Source organism: Streptosporangium sp. NBC_01755 (assembly GCF_035917995.1).
GTDB lineage: Bacteria > Actinomycetota > Actinomycetes > Streptosporangiales > Streptosporangiaceae > Streptosporangium.
The window spans coordinates 6,242,629-6,266,247 of record NZ_CP109131.1 but is presented as its reverse complement, the minus strand read 5'-3'; the positions used below and the strand labels follow the sequence as shown (position 1 = coordinate 6,266,247).

Here is a 23,619-nt window from a genome sequence, read left to right as displayed (position 1 = left end):
CGGTCCTTTCGCTTATCGTCTTCCACGGCCCGGCCGTCGTTTCCTGGCCGGACCACCCAGGCCAAGCCAGCTTAGGCCCCGCGCCACCGGTCCGGGGCCATGGGCCGCGAGAGCCTCGCGGGCGCCGGGCTCGTGCTTGGCGAACGACAGGAGCATGCCGAGGGTGGCGAGGGTGGGCAGCAGGGCCGACCCACCGTAGGAGACCAGCGGCAACGGGATCCCGGTGATGGGCAGCACCCCGATGACGGCGCCGATGTTGACGATCGCCTGGCCGGCGATCCAGGCGACCGCGGCGGCGGAGGCGAGCCGGACGAACGGGTCCTTGACCCGGGTGGCCACCCGCAGCCCCGCGTAGCCCAGCAGTCCGAACAGGGCCACCACGACGAGCGTGCCCATCAGGCCGAGCTCCTCACCGAGGATGGAGAAGATGAAGTCGCTCTCCGCGTGCGGGATCCAGCTCCACTTCTGCCTGCTGGACCCCAGCCCCACCCCGAACCAGCCGCCGCTGCCCATCGCGATCTGCCCCTGCACGGCCTGGAAGCCCGTTCCCTGGGCGTTGCCCCACGGGTCGAGCCAGCCCGTGATCCGGTCCGAGCGGTAACCCTCGGTGCTGATCATGACGACGGTCGCGAGCACCACCACCGCGAGGATCCCGCCGAACAGTCGCAGCGGCGCCCCCACCACCCACAGCAGCGACAGGAAGATCATCAGCAGCACCAGCGTGGTGCCGAGGTCGCTTCCCAGCATGACCATGACGGCCAGGATGGCGGTGCCCGGCATCAGCGGGATGAACAGGTTGCGCCACTCGATCAGGCCGTTGCGCGCCTTGCGGGCCAGCAGGTCGGCACCCCAGAGGACCAGCCCGAGCTTGGCGGGTTCGGACGGCTGCAGGTAGATGGGGCCGAGGTCGATCCACCGCTGGGCGCCGAGCTGTGAGGTGCCGACGAACAGCACCAGCACCAGCCCGAGGATCGACAGCGCCATCAGCGGGTATCCGGCGAGCCTGAAGAACCGGGGTGGCAGCTGCGCGCAGACCCACATCAGCGGGAGACCGAGCGCGGCCGAGATCGACTGCTTGAAGAACCAGTAGAAGGGATCGCCCATCTCCTGCAACGCCTCGATGCTGGATGCGGAAAGCACCATCATCAGGCCGAGGACGAGCAGCAGGGCGCTGCACCCCAGGATCAGGTAGTACGAGGTCAACGGCCGGTTGAGCAGCTCGCGGAAGGCGAGCAGGTGCTCGCGGAAGCCGTCCTGACCCCGGGGCGCGCTCTCCTGCGCCGTCGCGCTCACGCCCGTCTCCCGTCTTGCCCTGCGGCGAGACGGTGCACGGCTCGGGCGAACGCCTCCCCTCGGGCGGGGTAACCGGCGAACATGTCCAGGGAGGCTCCGGCCGGGGCCAGCAGCACGGTGTCTCCGGGGGTGGCGAGCCTGGCGGCTTCGGTGACGACACGGTCCATGACCCCAGTGTCTTGCCCGGCCACCTCCACCACCGGAACATTCCCGGCGTGTCGCGCCAGAGCCTCGCGAATTCGTTCACGATCGGCGCCCAGGAGCACCGCGCCGCGCAGACGGGGCGCGGCGCGACGTACCAGCGCGCCGACGTCCGCACCCTTGAGCTGCCCACCGGCCACCCAGACGATCGACGGGTAGGCGGCCAGCGAGGCGGCGGCGGCATGCGGGTTGGTGGCCTTGGAATCGTCCACGTAGTCGACCTCGGCGATCCTGGCCACGTGCGCGATCCTGTGCGGGTCGGGCACGAAGTCCAGCAGGCCCGCACGCACCGCGGCGGCGCTCACCCCGTAGGCTCTGGCCAGGGCCGCGGCGGCGAGCGCGTTGGCCACGTTGTGCGGCGCGAACGGGCGGACGTCGCCGAACGAGGCGAGTTCCTCGGCGTTGCTCGCGGGATCGGCCACGAACGCCCGGTCCACCAGCAGGTCCTCGACCACGCCGAGCTGGCCCGGTGCGGGCACGCCGAGGGTGAAGCCCACGCTCCGTACCGCCGCACCGCGCCCGGCCGCGCTCTCGTACGGCGCGGCGAGACGGGTCGCCCACTCGTCGTCGGCGTTGTACACGACGATCCCGGCCCTGGCGAAGATCTCCCCCTTGACCCGGGCGTACTCCTCCATGGAGCCATGCCAGTCGAGGTGGTCCGGCGCCACGTTGAGCACCGCGGCCACGTACGGGGCGATGCTGGGCGAGCGGTGCAGCTGGAAGCTGGACAGCTCCACCGCCAGCACGTCGCCGGCTCCGGCGACCGCCTCCACCACCGGGGTGCCGACGTTGCCGACGGCGAGCGCCCGGTGCCCGGCGGCCAGCAGCATCGAGGTGAGCATCCGGACCACGGTGGTCTTGCCGTTGGTGCCGGTCAGCGCCAGCCAGGGAGCGGCGCCCTCGGTGCGGAGCCGCCAGGCCAGCTCGACCTCGCCGATCACCTCGATCCCCGCCGCCGCGGCGGCGGCGAGCAGCGGGTGGTGCGGTGGCCAGCCGGTGGTGACGATCAACGAGGTGCCCGCCGGGGGCTCGGCGGGCTCACCGAAGCGGACCTCGACGCCGAGCTCGGCGAGCTCGCCCGCGATCGCCCTGGCCCGCTCGCCGTCCCTGCCCTCCAGGACGATCACCTTCTCGCCCCTCGCGGCCATCGTGCGAGCCACGGCCGTGCCCGAGACCCCCAGCCCCGCGACGCAGATCACATGGCCTTTCCCACTCACAGCCTGGGCATCCATTCCACGTAGAAGATCCCCAGCCCGGCGGCCGCGCACAGGGCGGCGATCAACCAGAAGCGGACCACGATGGTCGTCTCGGCCCAGCCCTTCAGCTCGAAGTGGTGCTGGAGCGGGGCCATCCTGAAGACCCGTTTACCGGTCATCTTGAAGGAGCCGACCTGGATGATCACCGACATGGTGATGAGCACGCACATCCCGGCGAGGATGATCAGCAGCAGCTGGGTCCTGGTGGTGATGGCCAGTCCGGCGAGCACGCCGCCCAGGGCCAGCGAGCCGGTGTCGCCCATGAAGATCTTCGCGGGTGGGGCGTTCCACCACAGGAAGCCGACCAGCGCGCCGAGCACCGCCGCGGCGACCACGGCCAGGTCCAGCGGGTCGCGGACCCAGTAGCAGTTGGGTCCGAGCTGGGTGGTGCAGCTGTTGCGCAGCTGCCAGTTGCCGATCAGCACGTACGAGGCCAGCACCACGCCGGTGGCGCCGCTGGCCAGGCCGTCGAGGCCGTCGGTGAGGTTCACCGCGTTGGAGAAGCCCACGATCATGATCAGCACCCAGATGACGAACCCGATGAGCCCGATGGAGGGGCCGAAGTCCCTCAGGAACGACAGGCGCGTCTCGGCCGGGGTGATCAGGTAGGCATTGGGGAAGCGGGTCACCAGGATCGCGAAGACCGCGCCGACGATGAGCTGGCCCAGCGCCTTGGCACCGCTGCGCAGACCGAGGCTGCGCTGCTTGTAGATCTTGATGAAGTCGTCGAGGAAGCCGACCGCGCCCAGGCCCGTCATCAGGAAAAGCACGAGGACCGCGGAGACCGTGGGTGGCGTGAAGCTGTAGAGGTGGGCGCAGGCGAAGCCGACCAGCGCGGCGATCACGATCACGGTGCCGCCCATGGTGGGGGTGCCGCGCTTGTCGTGGTGGCCCGAGGGGCCCTCTTCCCTGATGCTCTGCCCGTAGCCTCGCCGGGAGAACAGCCGGATCGCCAGCGGCGTGCCCAGCATGGACAGCAGCAGGCTGACCGCCGCCGCGACGAGGATCTCCCTCATCGGCGATCACCCCCGAGCAGCGCCGCGGCCACGCGTTCGAGGCCCGCGGCGCGCGGTCCCTTGATGAGCACGACGTCGCCGGGGGCCAGGAGCGCCGACAGCTCCGCGCCCGCCTGTGCCGCGTCGGCGGCGTGCGAGACCCGGGTGACGCCCCGGGGCCCCGCCGCCGGGGCGTCACCGAAGGCGACGACGGGCGAGAGGCGGGCCGCCGAACCGGTGCCCGGCGGCTCTCCCGCGCCCGGCGGGCCTCCCGCATCGCGCGAGGCCCCTATGGGCGAGGCCCCTATGGGCGAGGCCCCTATGGGCGAGGCCCCTATGTGCGAGATCCCCGCGTGCGAGGCCTCTCCATGCGAGGTCGGTCCGGTAGACGCGGCGGGGGCGTCGGCCCCCCGTACGGCGGCCTCCGCCCCGGCCAGGACCGGGGCGGCGTCGGGGCCGACGACGAACAGGCCCACGAGACCCGCGCCCCCGGCCAGCCGGCCCAGCTCCTCGTTGAGCGCGGGACCCTCCTCGCCCAGCTCGCGCAGGGCGGCGATGATCGCGAAGCGTCGGCGATCCCCCGCGAGCGCGTCCAGGGCGCCGAAGGCGGCGCGCATGGAGTCGGGGTTGGCGTTGTAGGCGTCGTTGATCACGGTCACCCCGTCCTCGCGGTCGGTGACCTCCATCCGCCAGCGGCTACGGGGTTCGGCCTCCGACAGCTCCTCGGCGATGGTGGCGACCGGCAGGCCGAGCTCGTAGGCGGCCGCGGCGGCCGCCAGCGCGTTCTCCACCGCGTGCTCGCCGTACAGGCGGAGGCCGACCGGGGCGGCGCCGGACGGGGTGCGCAGCGTGAAGGAGGCTCGCCCCCGGCCGTCGACGGTCACGTTCTCGGCCCGTATGTCGGCGCCGGAGGCCCGGCCGTACCAGGTGACGCGGGCGCGGGTGCGGCCGGCCATGGCGGCCACCAGCGGGTCGTCGACGTTGAGCACGGCGACGCCGTCGGCGGGCAGCGCCTCGACCAGCTCGCCCTTGGCCCTGGCGATCTCCTCCTTGCCGCCGAAGACACCCAGGTGGGCGGTGCCGACGTTGAGGACCACGCCGATCCTCGGCGGGGCGATACGGGTCAGGTGGGCGATGTGCCCCACGTCGCGTGCGCTGAGCTCCAGCACCAGGTAGCGGGTGTCCTCGTCGGCCTTCAGCACGGTCAGCGGGTGACCGATCTCGTTGTTGAACGATCCGACGGGGGCGACCGTCGGACCGATCCTGGCGGTGAGCCTGGCCAGCAGATCCTTGGTGGTGGTCTTGCCCGCCGAGCCGGTGATGCCGATGACCGTGGTCGCCGGCAGTTCGGCGCAGACGGCGGTGGCCAGGCCGGCCAGGGCCGTCACGGTGTCGCCGACGATGACGGCGGGGGCGTCGACGGCCCGGGCGGCCAGCACGGCGACCGCCCCTGCCTCGATGGCCTGGGCGGCGAAGTCGTGCCCGTCGACCCGTTCACCCTTGATCGCGACGAACAGCGACCCCGGTTCGACGGCGCGGGAGTCGATGACGACCGGGCCTCGCACCACCGCGCGTGGGTCGGCCATGCCCCCGAGGGCCCCCGAGGTGATCTCGGCGATTCTGGCCAGCGGCAACGGGATCATGATGCGTCTTCCCTACTCTCCATACGTGCTTCGGCGCCCGATGCGGTTCCGGCGCCTGACGATCGCGTCGGCCACGACCTGCCTGTCATCGAAAGGAAGCACCTGGTCGCCGATGTACTGGCCCTGCTCGTGACCCTTGCCGGCCACGACGACGACGTCGCCGAAACCCGCCCGGCCGATGGCCAGGTCGATGGCCGCAGCACGATCAGGCTCAATGATCACATGTGCGCGTCCGTCCTGGGACACACCGAGAACTCCGTCCATCATCTCCGCGAGGATCCGCAGAGGATCCTCAGAGCGGGGGTTGTCGCTGGTGAGAATAGCCACATCTGCCAGCCTTGCGGCGGCTTCTCCCATCATTGGGCGTTTACCACGGTCACGGTCACCCCCGCAGCCGAGGACCACGATGAGCCTGCCCGCGGTGACCTCGCGCAGCGAGCGCAGAACGGACTCGACCGCGCCGGGCTTGTGCGAGTAGTCGACGATGGCCTGGAAGTCCTCCCCGCCGGGAACCCGCTCCATCCGGCCCGGAACTCCTGCCAGCGTACCTATGCCCGTCAGCGCGGCTCGCAGTGGCACACCGGCCTCCACCAGTGCGACGACGGCCCCCAGGGCGTTGGCCACGTTGAAGGGGCCGGGCAGGGCGATCGCCGCGGCCTCCTCGACGCCGCCGGGCCCCACGATCTTGAAGGTGCTGCCCTCGGGCCCCAGGCGCACGTCCACCGCCCGCCAGTCGGCCTCCACGGCGCCCTCGGCGGAGAAGGTGATCATCGGGATCTTCGCGAAGCCGAGGAGCTCCCGCCCGTGGGCGTCGTCGATGTTGACGACGCCCACCCTGCTCATCTCGGGGGTGAACAACCGGGCCTTCGTCGCGAAGTAGTCGTCGAGATCCCGGTGGAAGTCGAGGTGGTCCTGCGACAGGTTGGTGAACAGCGCCACGTCGTAGAACACCTCGTCGACCCGGCCCAGCGCCAGCGCGTGGCTGGAGACCTCCATGGCCGCGGCGGTGACGCCCCGCTCGCGCATCAGGGCGAACAGGCCCTGCAGGTCGCTGGCCTCCGGTGTGGTGAGCTTCGGCGCGAAGCGCAGCTCACCGACGTGGATCTCCACGCCCCCGATCAGCCCGGGCCGGTGTCCCGCGGCCCGCAGCCCGGCCTCCAGCAGGAAACCGGTGGTGGACTTGCCGCTGGTGCCGGTGACGCCGATGACCATCACATCCGCCGCGGGATTGCCGTACACCCAGGCGGAGACCTGTCCCAGCAGGCGGCGCGGGTTGGGCACGACGAGGACCGGCAGGCCGGTCGCGACCGCGGCCTGCCTGCCCGCCTCGTCGGTCAGGATCGCGGCGGCACCCGCGGCGAGGGCCTGCGCGGAGAAGTCGGCCCCGTGGGCCGTGGCCCCCGGCAGCGCGACGTAGAGATCTCCACGACACACCTGGCGCGAGTCGATGGTGATCCCGGACACCGCGGCAAGCGGCGCTCGTGACGTGCCCGAGGGCGCGCCGATGAGGCTCGCCAGCCCGGAGAGCGGACGGGGTGAACTGGTTGCGGGTCGCATGGACGACGGGGGATGCACGGCGAGAGCGTACCTTCACTCGTCACCTCCCTGCGCGTATCCGCACCGGGGAGGGCCGGGTTCCGGTCGGGGGAATCTTCCCGCTCTTCAACGCGAACGTCATCAGCTGCTTGAAGACCGGGGCGGCGATCTCCCCACCGTAGTAGCCCTGCTGGGGGTCCTGGAGTACCGCCAGGACGACCAGACGGGGCTTGTCCACCGGCGCAAAACCAACAAACGTCGCGGTATATCCGCAGTAGCCCTGACATTTGGTGTCATAGCGCATCGCGGTACCCGTCTTGCCCGCCACCCGGTAGCCGTCGATCGCGGCGAGGTTGCCGGTGCCCTGCTCGCTCACGGCGGCCTCCAGCATGGCGGCGACCTCCCTCGCCGTACGCTCACCGACCACCCGGGTCCGCTTACCCGGCGCGGACGGCGTGAACGCGCCGTTCTCGCCGGTCGTACCGGCCACGATCTGCGGGGTGACGCGCACCCCGCCGTTGGCGATGGTCTGGTAGACGCTCGCCGTCTGAAGCGCCGTCACCGAGATGCCCTGGCCGTAGGCGATCGTGCAGCGCTGGCTGCCCGACCAGTCCTTCCAGTCGGGCAGCAGCCCCGCCTCCTCTCCCGGCAGCCCGCTGCCGGGTTTCGCGCCGAAACCGAAGCGCTGGAGCATCGAGTGGAGCTTCTCATCGCCGATCTTCTGGGTGGCGAGGATCGTGCCCACGTTGCTGGACGTCGCCACGACGCCCGAGAAGGTCAGGCGCTCCGTGGCATGCGGGTGGGAGTCCTTCAGCACCCGGTCGGCACACCTGATCCGGTCGGGGACGGTGAACAGGGTCTCCGGCCGCACGGCCCCCGACTCCAGTGCCGCCGCGGCGGTGATGACCTTGTTGGTGCTGCCCGGTTCGAACACGTCCGTGACCGACCGGTTGCCCCGGTCCTCCAGCGGGGAGTCCATCCAGTTCCTCAGGTCGAGCTCCGGCGCGTTGGCCATGGCGATCACCTGGCCGGTCTGCACGTCCATCACGATGGCACTGCCGGTGCGGGACCCGGTGGCCTGGACCTGATCGCTGATCGCCTTCTGCGCGGCCCACTGGACGTCGCGGTTGATGGTCAGCCGCACGTCCCTGCCCTCGACGGGCGCCCGCAGGGTGCTGCGGGTCATCGGGATGCGCTGCCCCCTGGCGCCCGTCTCGATGATCTGCTCGCCGTCTCGGCCCGCGAGCAGCTTGTCGTAGGTGCTCTCCAGCCCGGCCAGCCCCGTGCCGTCGGTGCCGACGAAACCCAGCAGGCTGCCCGCCAGGTTGCCGCCCGGGTAGTCACGCCGGTAGCGGTGCTTGCTGCCGACACCCTTGAACTCGTACGCCATGATCCGCTGGGCGAGCGCGGGGTCGACGGCCGCGGCGACCTGCGCGTAGTGGCTGGTGCCGTCGGCCAGCTTGGCGGCGATCGGATCCTTGGGCTCGTTCAGCTCCTTGGCCAGGACCGTGGCCACCCGGTCGCGCTGCGCGGCGACGACCTGCGAGGGGTCCACGAAGATCTCGCGCGCCTCCAGGGTCAGCGCGAGCTCGTTGCCGTTGACATCGGTGATCGAGCCCCTTCTCGCGGGCAGCTTCTCACCCTGTACGCGTTGCTTGGCCGCCTCGGCGGTGTAGACCTTCGAGTCGAGGCCCTGGAGCTGGATGAGCCGCCCCGCGAAGATGGACAGCACGAAGGTCATCGCCATCAGGCCGATACCGATGCGCCTGCGGGGGTTGCCCAGGCGCAGTACCGCGGACGGGCGCGCCGGAGGCCGCGGTGGCCTGCCGCCGCCACGTCCCGTCACGCGCGTGTACTCCTGATCCTGCGGCCGCTCATCCCCGCGCCTCGGCGCGGGCCGCACCCGGCCCGGCGGACCCGGCGGACCCGGTGGGCCGGGTGGCTCCTGGGTCCTTGAGGGCCGCGTCGGCCCGCGCGCGGCCTCGGAACCGGTCGACCTGCGCGACGCCGAGGTGCCCGGGGGCCTGCCGGGGCCACCTGTCGCCCGGAGTGCGGAGGATCCGCCCGGCGCCCCGGAGGCGCCCCTGCCCGGACGCGCTCCCGCCCTGCCTGGCGCGTCGGGGACGGGTGGCCGCGCGGTGGGCCTCTGCCTGCCGGTGGAACCCTGCCTGCCGGTGGGGCCCTGCCCACCCGGAGAACCGGACCCGCCGGACATGCCCGCGGCCGACGGCCTCGCCGGTGAGCCGGACCTGGCAGGCCCATCAGGCTTATTAGATTTGTCAGATTTGTCAGGCTTGTCAGGTCTGCCGGTGCCCTCCGAGGCCGTCGGCCTGCCGGGCGAGCCCGTCCTGCCAGGTCCGCCGGAGGCGGACGCCCGGCCGGAGCCGCCCGGGGCGGACGGCCTCGCCGCGGAGCCCGGCCTGCCGGTCCGCCCTGCCCCCTGCCCCTTGCCCGGGCCGGGGCCCTCGGCGGGGAACCGCCCCCTGGAGGAACCGGCCGCCCCCTCGCCCCCCTGTCTCCTGGACGGAGAACCCGCCCGGCCGGAGCCCGCGGCGGATGGTCTGCCCGAGGAACCCGGCACGCCCTGCGAGCGGGACCTGTTCGGCCTGTCGGCGCCCTGTGCCCGGCCCGAAGAACCCGCACGACCGGAACCAGACGAACCAGACGACCTCGAAGAACCGGACGACCCACCCGAAGAACCGGACCTGCCGGACGCCGGGGGCCTGCCCGGGGAGGCAGACCCGCCAGGGCTGTCGGGGACGCCGGGGGCCCCGGAGGACCCGGTGCCGTCGGAGCCGGGACCGCCGGGGGCGTCCGGGGCGCCACCGGGCCTGCCCGTCCGGCCGGGACCGCCGGGAGACCGGCGGCCGGAGCTTCCGGACGCTCCGCCCGGGGAGCCGCCGCGGCCCTGTCCCGGCCCTCGCCCGCCGCTCTCTCTCACTGGCCCGTGCCCGGCACTCGCTCCTGCCCTGCGGGCGTCTGACCGTCACTGGCGGTCCTGCTGGCGGGTTTGTCGGGGGTGATGACGCGTGCGGTGCCCCAGTCGGGCCCAAGCCCCTGGTACTCGTTGCTCTTCGCGACCGCGTCGGGCATCTCCCTCCGCATGTTCTCGCTCTGCTTCGCCTCTTTCTCGATGCGCAGACCGCTGATCTCCTTGCGTAGCCCGTTGGCCCTGAAGGAGTCCTTGGCGAGCACGGCGTTCAGCAACAGCAGGCTGACCAGGCCGCCGCAGAGCAGGCCGACCACGAGCAGCAGGAAGGGAGCCCTCGGCGCCCGCGCGCGACGGGCCGCGGGAGCCGCCTGGGCCGGCGCGGCCGGACCGGAGACGGGCCTGACCGGACCGGTGCGGCGTCCCTGCGGCGTCGTACGGGGGACACGCGCGGGGCGCGCGCCGCGACCGGGTACCGCACGGCTGGGCGCGGCACGTCGGACGTCTGTCTCACTCCTCGTCAACTGCCTCACGGATCCTCTCTGCCGCCCGACACCGGGCAGAGGCCGCCCGCGGGTTGCGGGCCACCTCCTCTTCGCTCGGAAGCTCGGCCCCCCTCGTCAGGAGCGCGAACCGCGGCTGGTGAGCCGGCAGCGGGACAGGGAGGCCAACAGGACCGGTGTCCCTGGTCCGCGCGGTGATGACCTGCTTTGTCAGCCGGTCTTCGAGGGAGTGGTACGCGAGCACGACGACGCGCCCGCCCAGCGTCAATGCGTCGAGCGCGGCTGGGAGCGCGCGTTCCAGCGCCGTCAACTCCGCGTTCACCTCGATCCGCAACGCCTGAAAAGTCCTTTTAGCGGGGTTTCCCCCTGTCCTACGGGTAGCAGCGGGGATCGCCGTCCGGACGATCTCCGCAAGCCTCTTGGTAGACGTTATGGCCTCCCTGGCCCTTTCCTTGAGAATTAGATGCGCGACACGCGGGGCGAATCGTTCTTCTCCGTAATCCCGCAGGATCCGGATCAGCTCGGCGGCCGGATAGGTGTTCACCACGATCTCGGCCGTGAGCTCCTCGTCACGGTCCATCCGCATGTCCAGCGGCGCGTCATAGGAGTAGGCGAAACCACGCTCGGCCTCGTCCAGCTGCGGCGAGGAGACGCCCAGGTCGAACAGGGCGGCGTCGACGCGGGGGTGGCCGGCGTCGGCCAGCACCCCGGAAAGCTCGTCGGAGACGGCGCGCACCAGCGTGATCCGATTCGCGTACGGCGCGAGCCTGGCCGTGGAGCGCTCGATGGCGGTGGGGTCGCGGTCGATCCCGATCAGATGGAGCGAGGGGTGCGCGGCGAGCAGTGCCTCGGCGTGGCCGCCGAGTCCGAGGTTGGCGTCGACGAGCACCGGGGCGGGGCGGGCCAGCGCCGGAGCGAGCAACTCCAGCACCCGGTCGAGCATGACGGGGACGTGTCCCCCCGGCGTATGGAGATCATGGTTGTGGTTTTCGGCGCGCATGAAGCGCAACCCTCCTTTTTCCCGCCCCGTCCCACGGACGTGCGGCGGACGCTCACCGGTGTCTTGAAACTGGCCCCCACCCCCGGGGCCGTCCGGCCAGGTCCCCATCCGCACCCGAGTATCCGCCCGTCACCTGACACCGGGGAAGGTGCATCAGCTGACGGGCAGGTGGTTGCGGGTGGAGACCTCGCCGAACGACGTTTTACCGATGAGTCGACCGTGGAGTCACAAAATCCCTGGCAGCACCTCCTCCGACAGATCGGCGAAAGCCTGCTCTTGGTCGGCCAGATAGATGCTCCAGGCGTGCGCGTCCCAGATCTCCAGCCGGGTGTTGGCTCCGATGACCACGCAGTCACGGCACAGGCCGGCGTATTCGCGCAGAGCCTGCGGAACGGTGATCCGCCCCTGCTTGTCGGCGACCTCGTCGGATGCGCCGGCGAAGAGGACGCGACTGTAGTCACGGACCGCCTTGGCGGTCACCGGCGCGTTGCGCAGAGCCTCGGTTATGCGCTGGAACTCCTCTACGGGAAAGAGGTAGAGGCAACGCTCCTGGCCTTTGGTGATCACCAGACCCTCCGCCAGCTCCTCACGGTACTTCGCCGGCAGGAACAGCCGTCCCTTCTCATCAAGACGCGGGTGGTGAGTGCCGAGGAACATCGGCTCCACCTCCCGTGCCCAGCGGAACGCCAGGCGTCGCAGCCCTGCCCTCCACTGGGCACCACCATACTCCACTTCTCCCCACCGTCAACTGATTCCGGGCCTCCGCCAGGCATGTTTCGCCGACATTTCCCCAGCTCAAATGGGGTGGTGCGGAGTGGAGGGGGTAGGCGGCCCCGCATACGTCACGGGCGTGTCGGGAAGATTGCCAAATAGTCCAAAGATCATGGAATGAGCCGTAAGGCAGTGAAGAATGGTGGAAGGTGAACAGCACCACACCCGTCACGGGATCGACACGTCACCCGTACAGGAACGCGACGACCATGGCACACACTGTGGCTGTTCACCCGAAATCATCCTTGACGACCACATAAGGTCGCCGCTGGGACGCGCGGCGCCGTAGTGTCGGTAAACAGAATGAGTAACGGGATCGCAAAGATTTCGCAACGGCAACCCCCGGCGCGCAACCGCCGCACCCTCATGGAGGCCTGGTGGCAGTAACCCATGACGTCTCACCGCAGCTCGATGATCTTGTTGTCACCGCGCACCGGATCCGCCAGTCGATCGAATCGGTGATCGAAGGCAAGAGCGACGTCGTCCGCCTGACCTTGACCGTACTACTCGCCGAGGGCCACCTGCTCATCGAGGACGTGCCCGGCGTCGGCAAGACAATGCTCGCCAAGGCGCTGGCGCGCTCCATCGACTGCCCGGTGCGCCGCGTGCAGTTCACCCCCGACCTGTTGCCGAGCGACATCACCGGAGTGAGCGCCTACAACCAGCAGACCAGGGAGTTCGAGTTCAAGCCGGGCCCGGTCTTCGCCAACATCGTGGTGGGTGACGAGATCAACCGGGCCTCGCCGAAGACCCAGTCGGCGCTGCTGGAGTGCATGGAGGAGCACCAGGTCACGGTCGACGGGGCGACCTACCGGCTGGACTCCCCCTTCATGGTGATCGCGACGCAGAACCCGATCGAGATGGAGGGCACCTACCCCCTGCCCGAGGCTCAGCGCGACCGGTTCACCGCCAGGATCGCGATGGGATATCCGGCCCCCTCCGCGGAGCTGGAGATGCTCGACGTGCACGGCGCCGCCTCCCCGCTGGACAAGCTGGAGCCGGTGGCCACCACGGAAGAGGTGCGTGCGCTGATCGAGGCGGTGCGCGGGGTCTACGTCTCCCAGCCGATCAAGAAGTACGCGATCGACCTGGTGACCGCCACCCGCCAGTCCCCCGACCTGAGGCTGGGCGCCTCCCCTCGCTCGACCCTGCAACTGGTCAGGGCCGCGCGGGCGCACGCGGCGCTCGCCGGCCGCGACTACGTCATCCCCGACGACCTGCAGGAGTTGTGCGTCCCCGTGCTGGCGCACCGGCTGCTGCCCAGCATCGAGGCCCAGGGGCAGCGCCGCCTCCCCGAGCAGGTGGTCGCCGACCTGGTCCGCCGGGTTCCCGTCCCCGAGGTCCAGGCCCGGTGACCTCCGGCCTCAAGGCGCTCACCGCCCGTGGCCGGTCCTTCATCGCGTCCGGCGTCGCGGCGCTGCTGTGCGCCTTCATCCTCGGCGAGCACGACCTACTCAGGATCGGTGTACTGATCGTCTCGCTGCCGCTGCTGGCGGCCATGGTGGTCGCCCGCACCCGCTACCGGCTGAGCTGCGCGCGGCGTCTGGATCCGCCCAGGGCCGAGGTGGGCAGCGAGGCCACCGTGACACTGCGTCTGGAGAACGTCACGCGGCTGCCGACCGGCCTGCTGATGATCGAGGACACCGTTCCCTACGCCCTCGGCGCCCGGCCCAGGTTCGTGCTGGACCGGGTGGAGTCGCAGGGCATCCGGGAGATCGACTATCGGGTCCGCTCCGACCTGCGCGGCCGCTTCACCATCGGCCCGCTCTCCATCCGGATCAGCGACCCCTTCGGCCTGGTCGAGCTGACCAGGTCGTTCACCATCAGCGACACGCTGATGGTGACGCCCCAGGTGGTGGCACTGCCCCACGTCCGTCTGTCCGGCGAGTGGACGGGCGGCGGTGACAGCCGTACCAGAAGCATCGCGGCGGCGGGGGACGACGACGTCGCCCCGCGCGAGTACCGGCAGGGCGACGACCTGCGGCGGGTGCACTGGCGCTCGACCGCCAGGCACGGCGAACTGATGGTGCGGCGCGAGGAGCAGCAGTGGCAGAGCAGGGGTGCGCTGCTGCTGGACACACGGCGATACGCCCACCGGGGCGAGGGTCCACGCTCGTCGTTCGAGGCCGCGGTCTCGGCCGCGGCCTCCATCGGCGTGCACCTGGCCCACGAGGGGCTCGGCCTGCGCCTGGTCACCGATCAGGGGGCCGAGCACCTCACCGACAGCGGGCTGAGCCTGTCGCTGCTGGACACCCTGGCCGTCGTGCGGACCAGCGGGGCACGGTCGCTGGAGTACGGCGTCGGCGCGCTGCGCCAGGGCGGCGGCGACGGGCTGATCGTGGCAGTGCTCGGCAGGATGGACCTCGACCAGGCCCAGGAACTGTCCAGGGCCAGGCACGGCAACGTGACCGGCGTGGCCGTGATGCTGGACGTGGCGGGATGGGAGCATCCCGAACTCGGCGAGGACGAGGAGTTCCAGGCGGCGCGGGCGGTGTTGACGGGGACGGGCTGGCGCGTCGTGCGACTGGCCGCCGGCGCCTCCGTCGCAAGCGTGTGGCAGGACGCCGCGCAGCGCGGGCGATCCGTGGCGAGCAGGGGCGGCATATGAGACTTTCCATCGCGTCGGGCGTGGCCACGGGAGCGGTCGCGATCGCGCTCTACCCCCTCTTCCAGGGCGGCGCCTGGTTCTGGACGAGCCTCGGCGTGATCGGTGTCGTGACCGGGATCGGCGTGCTGGCCGGCCGCTACAGGCTGCCCGGCTGGCTGGTGCCGCTCGCCCAGGTGCTCGCGGTCTGGATCTACCTGACCGCGGTGTTCGCCGGCGACGAGGCGTGGGCGAAGCTGGTGCCCACCGAGGACTCGGTCCTCGCGCTGGCCAAGCTGCTGGAGACGGGCTTCGCCGACATCCAGCGGTTCGCCGCCCCCGTGCCGGACAGCGACGGAATCGTCCTGCTCACCTGCGGTGGCGTCGGCCTGATCGTGATCTCCGTCGACCTGCTGGCCGCGCGACTGCGCAGGGCGGCCCTCACCGGGCTGCCGCTGCTGGTGCTGTTCACCGTCCCGGCGGCGGTGGTCGCCGAGCCGATCAGCTGGCCGGCCTTCATCATCGGTGCCCTGGGCTATCTCGGGGTGCTCGTCGCCGACGGGCGGGAGCGGGTCAGCCACTGGGGCCGGGCGGTGCTGGTGCGCCGCACGTCGTCCTTCACCGTCACGCGCCCCTCCTCCGACTCCGGGACGCTACGGCTGTCGGGCAGGCGCATCGGCTTCGCCGCGATCGCGCTGGCCGTCCTGTTGCCCGCGCTGCTCCCCACCCTGGAGCCCGACCCGCTGTTCTCGTTCGGCGTGGGCAACGGCAAGGGCGGCGGCAACTCGATCAGCATCCCGAACCCCATGGTCAACCTGCGCGGCCAGCTCTCGCTGCCGGAGAACTCCACGGTGCTGACCTACACGGTCAGCGACGGCGCGCCGCGTTACCTGCGGATGTACTCCCTGGACATCTTCGACGGCGAGCAGTGGACGATGTCGGAGCCCAGGGGCCGCCCCGAGGACCGGACCTCCGACGCACCGATGCCACCGCCCCCCGGCCAGGACGCGAGCGTGCCCGTCACGCCGGCGACCCTCGACATCACGGTGAGCGAGCAGGTCAGGAGGCTGAGCTTCCTGCCGATGCCCTATCCCGCGTCCAGGGTCACGGTGGAGGGCGACTGGCGGCCCGACCGCGACACGCTCATGGTCTTCTCCACCAGGAACACCGCCGAGGGCCTGACCTACCAGGTGGTCACCGCCGAGCCCGAGCCCACGGCGGAGGCGCTCAAGGCGACGGGTCCGGCTGCCCCGGCGATCAGGGAGCGGTACCTGGAGCTGCCGGAGAGCCTTCCCGGGGAGATCAGGGAACTGGCCGCGCGGGTGACCAAGCGCGGCTCCAGCCAGTACGAGCAGGCGATCCAGCTGCAGGAGTTCTTCACCGGCAAGGGCGGGTTCACCTACAGCCTGGCCACCCAGGGACACGACGGCCCGGCGCTGACCGACTTCCTGATCCGCAACAGGACCGGCTACTGCGAGCAGTTCGCCGCCTCCATGGCGGTGCTGGCACGCGTCCTGGGCATCCCCGCCCGGGTCGCCATCGGCTACACCGGCGGCGGCAACCTCTCCGGGCAGTGGCAGGTGCGCACCCATGACTCGCATGCCTGGCCCGAGCTGTACTTCGAGGGAACCGGGTGGCTCCGCTTCGAGCCCACGCCGACGGGCGGGGCGGGCCAGGGCAGTGCGACGGTGCCGTCCTACACCCGGCCCGAGGTGACACCGGCCACCCCCGAAGAGCCGATCACGGCCCCGTCGGCGAGCCCCGATGACTCCGACATTCCCGGCGGAGCGGCGGCCGGCCGCCGTGACCGGACGCTCGACCCCGACTTCGGCGGCGTGCCGATCGCGCTGGACGAGGGCATGCCGCCGGCCGCGTGGATCGGCATCGGGATCCTGACAGCGCTGCTGGTCGCGCTGATCCCGGCGATGATCCGCTGGCAGTTGCGGGCCCGCCGCGGCAGGTACCACGCCCGACGGTCCGGGGATCCCGGCGGCGAGGATCCGACCGGCGCCACGCCACTCAGAGCCTTCCGGCGGGAGTCGGCGGTGATGGCGTCCTGGGCCGAACTGGACGACGCGTTGTGCGACTACGGAATGTCACGACAGGCGAGTGAGAGCCCGCGCGCGCTGGCCGGGCGGCTGACGGAGCAGTACGGGTTCGAACCGGAGGCCGCCGCCGCGCTGGGGAGGATCACCTCGGCGGTGGAGCGGATGCTCTACGCCAGGACCTCGGGTGAGACCGGCGTGCTCCGCGAGGACCTGCGGAGCGTGCGGCGGGCGCTGGCCGCCACCGTGACCCGCGGCAGGCGGATCAGGGCTGTGCTGCTGCCGCCCTCCACGCTCCTGCGGATGCGGAGGCTCGGCGGGCGGGCGCTGGACGGCTTCGACCGGCTGGAGAACATCCGGTTCCGCAGACCGGCCGGGAAGGGCGCCTGAGCGCCCGGGGGGCATGGAAAGGCGAGCTCGCCGGATGGCAGGGGCCGCTTCCACTCGGGAGCGGCCCTCGTCGTCAGGGGGAACCTAGTGCTCGTCGGTACGACGGCGCCAGCGCTCCTCCATGCGTTCCATGAAGCTCTGGCGGGAGCCGCCGCGGCGTCCCCCCCTGCCTCGCGGCTGATCGGACGGCACGGCCGCGCCGGCCTCACCGAACCCGTTCATCCTCTTCCAGCTGGACAGACCCCACAGACACGCGGCGAGCATGACCACGAAACCGCCGACGCCGAGCGGGATGTTGATGATCACAACGCCGACCATCAGCAGAACGACGCCCAGGATGAAGCCGATGGAGGCCTTCACCAGGCGACGCCTGTAGTGGCTGCGGGGATCACTGATCCTGACGGTATTGGCCCACTTCGGGTCCTCGGCGTAGAGTGCCTGCTCGATCTGGTCGAGCAAGCGCTGCTCGTGCTCAGAGAGCGGCACGGCGCCTCCCAAGGACAGCCCCAGGACGGGGAAGACGGTGACGGACGACACGGGGTGTCCGAACCTCGCGGTCGGTTATCCCCAGAATACGAGGCTGTAGACGTAGACGAAAGAAAACGTCCAACGTAGTCCAAACCGGAGGCCGCGTCATGGATCTATTCCATCAAACGGCGGGCGAACAAGGGAGGCCGGGAGCACCGCATTGTGACCGAATCTGCGGGCGGCCCTGTCCATCGCCTGCTCGGCCTCCCGCCAGCCCGTCTCACGCTCTCCGAGGCCGAGCTGCCTGCTCGCCCCGTCGGCCGGGCTGAGGTTCTCCACCCGCACTCCGACCAGCCTCAGCTGGACGTTCTCCAGACCGGAGTCGGTGTAGAGGGCGCAGGCGACGTCGTACAGGATCTTGGCGACGTCTGTGGGCTCGCGCAGGCTCCGGGAGCGGGACAGAGTGGTGAAGTCGGCGCGGCGGAGCTTGACGCTGACCGTGCGGCCGACGCTGCCTCCCTGCCTGAGCCTGGCCGCGACCCGCTCGGAGAGCCGGAGCAGCTCCCTGCGGATCTCCACGGGGTCGGCGATGTCTGTGGCGAATGTCTCTTCCGCGCCGATGCTCTTGTCGGGAACGTGCGGGGTCACGGGGCGCTCGTCACGCCCCCAGGCCAGCGCCGCGAGGTGCGTGCCCGCCGCCTGGCCCAGCTCGCGCCGGAGCGTGTCCACCGGGACCCCGGCGAGATCGCCGACCGTCTTGATACCGAGCCGGGCCAGTGACCGCTCGGTGTGCTCCCCGACGCCCCACAGCGCCGCCACGGGGAGCGGGTGCAGGAAGTCGACCACCCTGTCGGCGGGAACCACGAACAGCCCGTCCGGCTTGCAGTGGCGCGAGGCGAGCTTTGCCACGAACTTGCTGCCTGCGACTCCGACGGAACAGGTGACACCCTGCTCGCGCACGACCTGTTCGCGGATCATCCGGGCGATCGCCGCCGGGGGGCCGAGACGTTTGCGTGCCCCGCCGACATCGAGGAACGCCTCGTCGGAGGCTATCGGCTCGACCTCGGGGGTGAAGGTTTGGAAGATCTCCATGACACGCCGGGAGACCTCCGCGTACTTGCCGCGGCTCGGCGGGATGATCACGGCGTGGGGGCAGAGCCGTCGGGCCCGGGTCATGGGCATGGCCGAGTGCACCCCGAATCTCCGGGCCTCGTAGGTGGCGCTGAGCACCACCCCGCGCGCGCCGGGCGCGCCGATGATGACGGGGGTGCCCCGGAGCTCAGGGCGCTCGCGCAGTTCGACACCGGCGTAGAAGGCGTCCATGTCGACATGGAGGATCGGGCAGCCGGTGTCGTCCGTCCCCAGATCCGACTCCGGGCGCGGCATCTGCTGCTTTCTCGACACGACGCCATTCTACGAGAACACGCGTTCGATGTGGTGCTCACCGGTGGCCAAGCACGTGCAGCTGGGTCGCGATGTCGCGGAGCACCGGGTGCGCCGCCGCCGCCTGCTCCAGGGTGACCAGGGCGCGCGCGGCTCCGGGTTCGCCGTCGAGCAGCCTGCTGGGCACCAGGTCGGCGAAGATCCGCACGCCGTGAACCTCGCCGGGCGCGAAGCCCGTCGTGACGAGAAGCCGCTCCAGTGCCTCGCGGGTGAAGCGCCTGGGTGTGGGGTCGCGGTCGCCCCAACGGCCCTCGGGGTCGTCCAGGACCTGGCGGGCCTCGTCGAAGCGGCCGGCGAAGGCACGGTGCAGCGCGGCGGCGAGCGGGTTCGCGGCGAGCACGCTGATCACGCCGCCCTCGCGCAGCAGGCCGGCCATGGCCCTCACCGCGCCGATCGGGTCCTCCACGTACTCCAGCACGCTGTGGCAGAGCACCAGGTCGGTGCCGCCGCCCGGGAGCAGATCCCCCAGGTCCGCGGCGTCGCCCTGCAGGGCGCGCACCTCCACCCCCGCCTCGGCCGCGCGGCGCTCCAGCGCGGCGAGCGAGTCGGGGCTGGGGTCGACGACCGTCACGGCGTGGCCCTTCTCGGCCAGGGGAACGGCGAAACCACCCGTGCCACCCCCGGCGTCGACGATGTCGAGCCGATCACGGCCCGTCGCGGCCACCCGTTCGACCAGCACGGCGCTCAGGACGTCCCATACGACCGCGGTGCGGACCGCCGGGGTGCCTGCGTGCCGTGAGATGCCTACGGCGTGCAACTTCAGATCGCCTCCTCATACGTGACGAGCCCAGCCTACGCCGCGCGCCCCCCAGGCACGCCCCAAGGACTATCCATACTCCTGCTTGATCGAGTCTTTTTCCCGACGCGGGGGGATCCGGCCGGCGCGTCCCGAGGAGGACGGTCGGATCCGCGGAGAGGGGTGGCGTCCTTCCGGGCCGTCTTCCGAGCCGTCTTCCGGGCCGCGGGTAGGGGCCCGTACTCGCAATGAGGCGGTCCCGCACAGGGTCCCGCACAGGTACGCGAGGAGAGCGCGCGCGGGAGTACGCTCCGGGGCGGGGAGACGAGGGACGACTCCCCGCGGGGCGCGGCTAGAGCGTCAGGGACGGCTTGAGCTGCTTGAACCGGGCCATCAGACCGTTGACGAACTGCGGCGACTCGTCGGTCGACAGCTCCGAGGCCAGGCTGACCCATTCGCTGATGACGACGCCCTCGGGGACGTCGGGCATCCACAGCAGCTCGTAGGTGCCGCCACGCAGGAGGTTGCGGTCGACCGCGGGCATGCGGTCGAGCGTCCAGCCGTCGGCGTAGGTGGTGATCAGCTCGTCGATGCGCGACCGGTGCCGGCACACGCCTTCGACGATCGTCGAGGTGTATTCGTTGACGGGCGGCTCGGCCCGCTCCAGACGCTCGGCGAGAACGCTGAGCGGGTCCTCGTTCCGGGCCTCCGCCTCGAAGAGGATGTCCAGCGCGCGCCTGCGCGCCTTACCACGTGCCGACATCAGGCGCGGCCGAGATAATCGCCGGTGCGGGTGTCGACCTTGACCTTCTCGCCGGTGGTGATGAACAGCGGCACCTTGATCTCGGCGCCGGTCTCCAGCTTGGCGGGCTTGGTGCCGCCGGTGGAGCGGTCGCCCTGAAGGCCGGGCTCGGTCTCCGCGACGATCAGCTCGACGGCCGCGGGCAGGTCGACGTAGAGGACGTTGCCCTCGTTGATCGCCACGGTGGCCAGCATGTTCTCCAGCAGGTAGTTGGCGGAGTCGCCGACCGCGGCCCTGGTGACGTGGAGCATGTCGTAGGTCTCGGTGTCCATGAAGACGTAGTCGTCGCCGTCCATGTACGAGAACTGCATCTCGCGCTTGTCGACGTTGGCCACCTCGACCTTGACACCCGCGTTGAAGGTCTTGTCGACGACCTTGCCCGATAGCACGTTCTTGAGCTTGGTGCGGACGAACGCGCCGCCCTTGCCCGGCTTGACGTGCTGGAACTCCACGACAGCCCAGAGCTCACCGCCGTCGAGCTTGAGCACCAGGCCGTTCTTGAGGTCGTTCGTCGTCGCCACTAGTTCTCTCCTGCGTACGGCCGCTCTTAGAGGACGAGCAGCTCTTTGGTCGTCCGGGTGAGAAGTTCCGGCCCGCCATCACGCGCCACGAGCGTGTCCTCGATGCGGACACCACCCTTGCCGGGAAGATATACCCCGGGTTCAACCGTGACCGGAACTCGGTCCTCTATTCTAGCGTGCTCGTGGTCAGGCTCTGGCTTTCGCGGAGACAGGAACGGCAACTCGTGGATCTCCAGCCCGACTCCGTGACCGAGACCGTGCTTGAAGAACTCCCCGTATCCCGCCTCGGCGATCAGGTCGCGGGCTGCGGCGTCCACCTCGTGGAATGCCGCGCCGATCCGCACGGCCCGGCGGCCGGCCCGCTGGGAGGCTCGGACCAGGTCGTACAGCTCGCGCTGCCAACCGGCGGGCTCGCCGATCGCCACGGTTCTGGTCATGTCGGCGTGGTAGCCCCGGTACAGCGCCCCGAAGTCCATGGTGACCAGGTCTCCACGCTCCAGCGGCCGGTCCGAGGGCGAGTGGTGCGGGATCGCGCCGTTGGGCCCGCTCGCGACGATCGACTCGAAGGCGAGTCCGTCCGCGCCCGACTCGACCATCCGGCGCTCCAGCGCCCTGGCGACCTCCTTCTCGGTCAGCCCCGGACGCAGTTCGGGCAGGACCTCGGCGAAGGCCCGGTCCGTGAGCTCGCACGCGGTGCGGATGAGATCGATCTCGGCCTCGTCCTTGATCTGGCGCACCGACTCCACCAGCCCGGACAGGCGCGGCAGGTCCCCGCCCAGCCGGAAGTAGTCGGCGACGGGCATGTGGTCGGCCTCGACGGCGACCCGGCCGGCCAGCGTGGCCAGGGCTCCGGCGACGTCGCGTTCCTCGATCACCTCGATGCCCGAGCAGACCCTCCGGGCGGTCTCGAAGTAGCGCGAGTCGGTGGCCAGCGTGGCAGCGGTGTCGGCCCGGACGAGCACGGCCGCGTTGGAACTGTCCAGGCCGGTCAGGTAGCGCACGTTGACGCCGTGGGTGACCAGGATCGCGTCCGCCTCGTGAGCGGCGAGCAGGGTGGTCAGACGCTCACGGCGCAGGGCATGGGTGAGGCTCATGTCCCGCATGCTATTGACCCTTTACGCCGGTGTCGTTACGTTCCCAAGGAACGTTAGGAAGCTTTCCTAACTTTCCCCCCTACCAGGAGCGCCGATGCGACGCATTCTCGCCGCCGTAGCCCTCTTCGCACTCGTGTCAGCCGGGAGTCCCGCCGCGGCCGACGACACCACCGGATTCACCAGGGTGGACCAGGTCGGGTTCGCCCGCCCGCCTTACGCCACCGGCGCGGTCGTGAAAGGTCAGGACGCGAGGCCCCTGACCTTCTCGATGAGCCGGACGCGCTCCTCGTGCGTACGGCCGAGCGGGGCGACGTTGATCGTCGTGACGCCCGACTCCCGCATCGCCTGGAGGCGCTCGCGGACGTGCCCCTCGGAGCCGATCAGGGACATCTTCTCCAGCAGCTCCTGTGGGACGAGCGCGGCGGCCTCGTCCTTCTTGCCGTCGAGGTAGAGATTCTGGATCTGCTCGGCCTCCTTCTCGTAGCCGTAGCGGCGGGCGAGGTCGTTGTAGAAGTTCTTGCCCTTGGCGCCCATGCCGCCGATGTAGAGGGCGGCCATCGGGCGGCCCAGCTCCAGCCAGTCCGAGACGTCGTCGCCGATGGCCAGCGATGCCTGGGCGATCACGTCCAGCTCGCCCAGGGCCGGGTCCCGCTTGGCCCGGCCCGCCGCCAGGGAGGCGCCCCAGACGTCGGCGGCCTTCTCCGGCATGTAGAAGATCGGCTCCCAGCCCTCGGCCAGCTCGGCGGCCAGCTCGACGTTCTTGGGGCCGATGGCGGCGATCACGACGGGGATGCGGTCGCGGAGCGGGTGGTTGATGAGCTTCAGCGGCTTGCCGAGGCCGGTCCCCTGGCCCGCGGGGAGCGGCACGGTGTAGTGCCTGCCCTCGTAGTTCAGGCGCTCACGCCGCCACACCTGACGGCAGATCTCGATGACCTCGCGGGTGCGTCCGAGCGGGGCGTTGTACGGGACACCGTGGAAGCCCTCGATGACCTGCGGCCCCGAGGCGCCCAGGCCGAGGGTGAAGCGGCCGTCGGAGACGTAGTCCAGACCCGCCGCGGTCATGGCCAGCAGGGCCGGGGTCCGGGAGTAGATCGGCAGGATGCCGGAGGCGATCTGCAGCCTCTCGGTCTTGGCCGCGATGTAGCCCATCTGGCTGACCGCGTCGAAGCTGTAGGCCTCGGCGACGAAGACGATGTCGAGACCGGCCTTTTCGTAGTCGGCCAGTTCGGCCACCGTCTCCTTGAAGCCCCCCGAGTAGCTCAGGGCCATACCGATACGCATCGTGAGATCGTCCTTCCGCAGCGCCGACGAAACCGAATGTTGTTCCGTTGCCTCGGTAACAAAGGCTATCGACTCACCGCCGAAGCACCAAGCCCCGCACCGCCGGGCCGGTAACCTACGCATTCCGG

General features: G+C 70.8%; 19 protein-coding genes. 3 read left to right on the top strand and 16 right to left on the bottom strand.

Annotated elements, in window-relative coordinates; genetic code table 11:
* Positions 1 to 12: 12 nt before the first annotated feature.
* The 9 genes from ftsW to mraZ all read right to left on the bottom strand — a co-directional run bounded on the left by ftsW (position 13) and on the right by mraZ (position 12,013).
* Entirely contained in the window at positions 13 to 1,293 is a 1,281-nt protein-coding gene (ftsW, locus tag OG884_RS29765) for a putative lipid II flippase FtsW (protein WP_326638332.1), read from the bottom strand.
* Positions 1,290 to 2,726, bottom strand: a complete 1,437-nt coding sequence (gene murD / locus OG884_RS29760; protein WP_326638330.1) for a UDP-N-acetylmuramoyl-L-alanine--D-glutamate ligase — start codon at positions 2,724 to 2,726, stop codon at positions 1,290 to 1,292. Before murD ends, ftsW begins: the two co-directional genes overlap by 4 nt.
* Positions 2,708 to 3,766 (bottom strand): phospho-N-acetylmuramoyl-pentapeptide-transferase, encoded by a 1,059-nt coding sequence (gene mraY, locus OG884_RS29755; RefSeq protein WP_326638329.1) that lies wholly within the window; start codon positions 3,764 to 3,766, stop codon positions 2,708 to 2,710. The genes murD and mraY overlap by 19 nt, the downstream gene beginning before the upstream one ends.
* Positions 3,763 to 5,388, bottom strand: a complete 1,626-nt coding sequence (locus tag OG884_RS29750; RefSeq protein ID WP_326638328.1) for a UDP-N-acetylmuramoyl-tripeptide--D-alanyl-D-alanine ligase — start codon at positions 5,386 to 5,388, stop codon at positions 3,763 to 3,765. Before OG884_RS29750 ends, mraY begins: the two co-directional genes overlap by 4 nt.
* A gap of 12 nt (positions 5,389 to 5,400) precedes the next feature.
* Positions 5,401 to 6,945 carry a UDP-N-acetylmuramoyl-L-alanyl-D-glutamate--2,6-diaminopimelate ligase gene (locus tag OG884_RS29745; RefSeq protein WP_326638326.1) on the bottom strand — a complete coding sequence of 515 codons (1,545 nt, stop codon included), beginning with the start codon at positions 6,943 to 6,945 and terminating at the stop codon, positions 5,401 to 5,403.
* A 40-nt stretch (positions 6,946 to 6,985) separates the two neighbouring features.
* On the bottom strand, positions 6,986 to 8,770 hold the full coding sequence (locus tag OG884_RS29740; protein ID WP_326638324.1) for a peptidoglycan D,D-transpeptidase FtsI family protein: 1,785 nt from the start codon (positions 8,768 to 8,770) through the stop codon (positions 6,986 to 6,988).
* Positions 8,771 to 9,861: 1,091 nt separating this feature from the next.
* Positions 9,862 to 10,386: a hypothetical protein gene (locus tag OG884_RS29735; protein WP_326638322.1), complete on the bottom strand. Its 525-nt coding sequence runs from the start codon at positions 10,384 to 10,386 to the stop codon at positions 9,862 to 9,864.
* Positions 10,364 to 11,356, bottom strand: coding sequence for a 16S rRNA (cytosine(1402)-N(4))-methyltransferase RsmH (gene rsmH / locus OG884_RS29730; RefSeq protein WP_326638320.1), 993 nt, complete (start codon positions 11,354 to 11,356; stop codon positions 10,364 to 10,366). Before rsmH ends, OG884_RS29735 begins: the two co-directional genes overlap by 23 nt.
* 225 nt (positions 11,357 to 11,581) lie before the next feature.
* Positions 11,582 to 12,013, bottom strand: a complete 432-nt coding sequence (gene mraZ, locus OG884_RS29725; protein WP_326647034.1) for a division/cell wall cluster transcriptional repressor MraZ — start codon at positions 12,011 to 12,013, stop codon at positions 11,582 to 11,584.
* A 491-nt stretch (positions 12,014 to 12,504) separates the two neighbouring features.
* Here mraZ and OG884_RS29720 point away from each other — a divergent pair, with 491 nt between their 5' ends.
* The 3 genes from OG884_RS29720 to OG884_RS29710 are packed head-to-tail and all read left to right on the top strand — an operon-like array spanning position 12,505 to position 17,146.
* Positions 12,505 to 13,482, top strand: a complete 978-nt coding sequence (locus OG884_RS29720) for an AAA family ATPase (protein WP_326638318.1) — start codon at positions 12,505 to 12,507, stop codon at positions 13,480 to 13,482.
* Positions 13,479 to 14,735: a DUF58 domain-containing protein gene (locus OG884_RS29715; protein ID WP_326638316.1), complete on the top strand. Its 1,257-nt coding sequence runs from the start codon at positions 13,479 to 13,481 to the stop codon at positions 14,733 to 14,735. The genes OG884_RS29720 and OG884_RS29715 overlap by 4 nt, the downstream gene beginning before the upstream one ends.
* On the top strand, positions 14,732 to 17,146 hold the full coding sequence (locus OG884_RS29710; RefSeq protein WP_326638314.1) for a transglutaminase TgpA family protein: 2,415 nt from the start codon (positions 14,732 to 14,734) through the stop codon (positions 17,144 to 17,146). Before OG884_RS29715 ends, OG884_RS29710 begins: the two co-directional genes overlap by 4 nt.
* A gap of 84 nt (positions 17,147 to 17,230) precedes the next feature.
* Here the strand turns inward: OG884_RS29710 and OG884_RS29705 are convergent, their stop codons facing one another.
* The 7 genes from OG884_RS29705 to OG884_RS29675 all read right to left on the bottom strand — a co-directional run bounded on the left by OG884_RS29705 (position 17,231) and on the right by OG884_RS29675 (position 23,491).
* Positions 17,231 to 17,632, bottom strand: coding sequence for a DUF3040 domain-containing protein (locus tag OG884_RS29705; protein WP_326647033.1), 402 nt, complete (start codon positions 17,630 to 17,632; stop codon positions 17,231 to 17,233).
* A gap of 147 nt (positions 17,633 to 17,779) precedes the next feature.
* Positions 17,780 to 19,000: a DNA polymerase IV gene (gene dinB, locus OG884_RS29700; RefSeq protein ID WP_326647032.1), complete on the bottom strand. Its 1,221-nt coding sequence runs from the start codon at positions 18,998 to 19,000 to the stop codon at positions 17,780 to 17,782.
* A 55-nt stretch (positions 19,001 to 19,055) separates the two neighbouring features.
* Entirely contained in the window at positions 19,056 to 19,814 is a 759-nt protein-coding gene (locus OG884_RS29695; protein ID WP_326638311.1) for a class I SAM-dependent methyltransferase, read from the bottom strand.
* A gap of 331 nt (positions 19,815 to 20,145) precedes the next feature.
* The gene (gene nusB, locus OG884_RS29690; RefSeq protein WP_326638310.1) at positions 20,146 to 20,556 is read right to left on the bottom strand and encodes a transcription antitermination factor NusB; all 411 of its coding nucleotides are present in this window, start codon (positions 20,554 to 20,556) and stop codon (positions 20,146 to 20,148) included.
* On the bottom strand, positions 20,556 to 21,116 hold the full coding sequence (gene efp / locus OG884_RS29685) for an elongation factor P (RefSeq protein WP_326638308.1): 561 nt from the start codon (positions 21,114 to 21,116) through the stop codon (positions 20,556 to 20,558). Before efp ends, nusB begins: the two co-directional genes overlap by 1 nt.
* A 26-nt stretch (positions 21,117 to 21,142) precedes the next feature.
* Positions 21,143 to 22,210, bottom strand: a complete 1,068-nt coding sequence (locus OG884_RS29680; protein ID WP_326638306.1) for a M24 family metallopeptidase — start codon at positions 22,208 to 22,210, stop codon at positions 21,143 to 21,145.
* 240 nt (positions 22,211 to 22,450) lie between these two features.
* A complete protein-coding gene (locus OG884_RS29675) occupies positions 22,451 to 23,491 on the bottom strand; it encodes an LLM class F420-dependent oxidoreductase (RefSeq protein WP_326638305.1) in 1,041 nt (346 codons plus the stop codon).
* Positions 23,492 to 23,619: the final 128 nt, after the last annotated feature.

Excerpts from the sequence above, each read along its gene's own strand:
- murD (WP_326638330.1), bottom strand. The coding sequence starts at position 2,726 with ATGGATGCCCAGGCTGTGAGTGGGAAAGGCCATGTGATCTGCGTCGCG.
- mraY (WP_326638329.1), bottom strand. The coding sequence starts at position 3,766 with ATGAGGGAGATCCTCGTCGCGGCGGCGGTCAGCCTGCTGCTGTCCATG.
- OG884_RS29750 (WP_326638328.1), bottom strand. The coding sequence starts at position 5,388 with ATGATCCCGTTGCCGCTGGCCAGAATCGCCGAGATCACCTCGGGGGCC.
- OG884_RS29745 (WP_326638326.1), bottom strand. The coding sequence starts at position 6,945 with ATGCGACCCGCAACCAGTTCACCCCGTCCGCTCTCCGGGCTGGCGAGC.
- rsmH (WP_326638320.1), bottom strand. The coding sequence starts at position 11,356 with ATGCGCGCCGAAAACCACAACCATGATCTCCATACGCCGGGGGGACAC.
- mraZ (WP_326647034.1), bottom strand. The coding sequence starts at position 12,013 with ATGTTCCTCGGCACTCACCACCCGCGTCTTGATGAGAAGGGACGGCTG.
- OG884_RS29710 (WP_326638314.1), top strand. The coding sequence starts at position 14,732 with ATGAGACTTTCCATCGCGTCGGGCGTGGCCACGGGAGCGGTCGCGATC.
- dinB (WP_326647032.1), bottom strand. The coding sequence starts at position 19,000 with ATGCCGCGCCCGGAGTCGGATCTGGGGACGGACGACACCGGCTGCCCG.
- nusB (WP_326638310.1), bottom strand. The coding sequence starts at position 20,556 with ATGTCGGCACGTGGTAAGGCGCGCAGGCGCGCGCTGGACATCCTCTTC.
- OG884_RS29680 (WP_326638306.1), bottom strand. The coding sequence starts at position 22,210 with ATGAGCCTCACCCATGCCCTGCGCCGTGAGCGTCTGACCACCCTGCTC.
- OG884_RS29675 (WP_326638305.1), bottom strand. The coding sequence starts at position 23,491 with ATGCGTATCGGTATGGCCCTGAGCTACTCGGGGGGCTTCAAGGAGACG.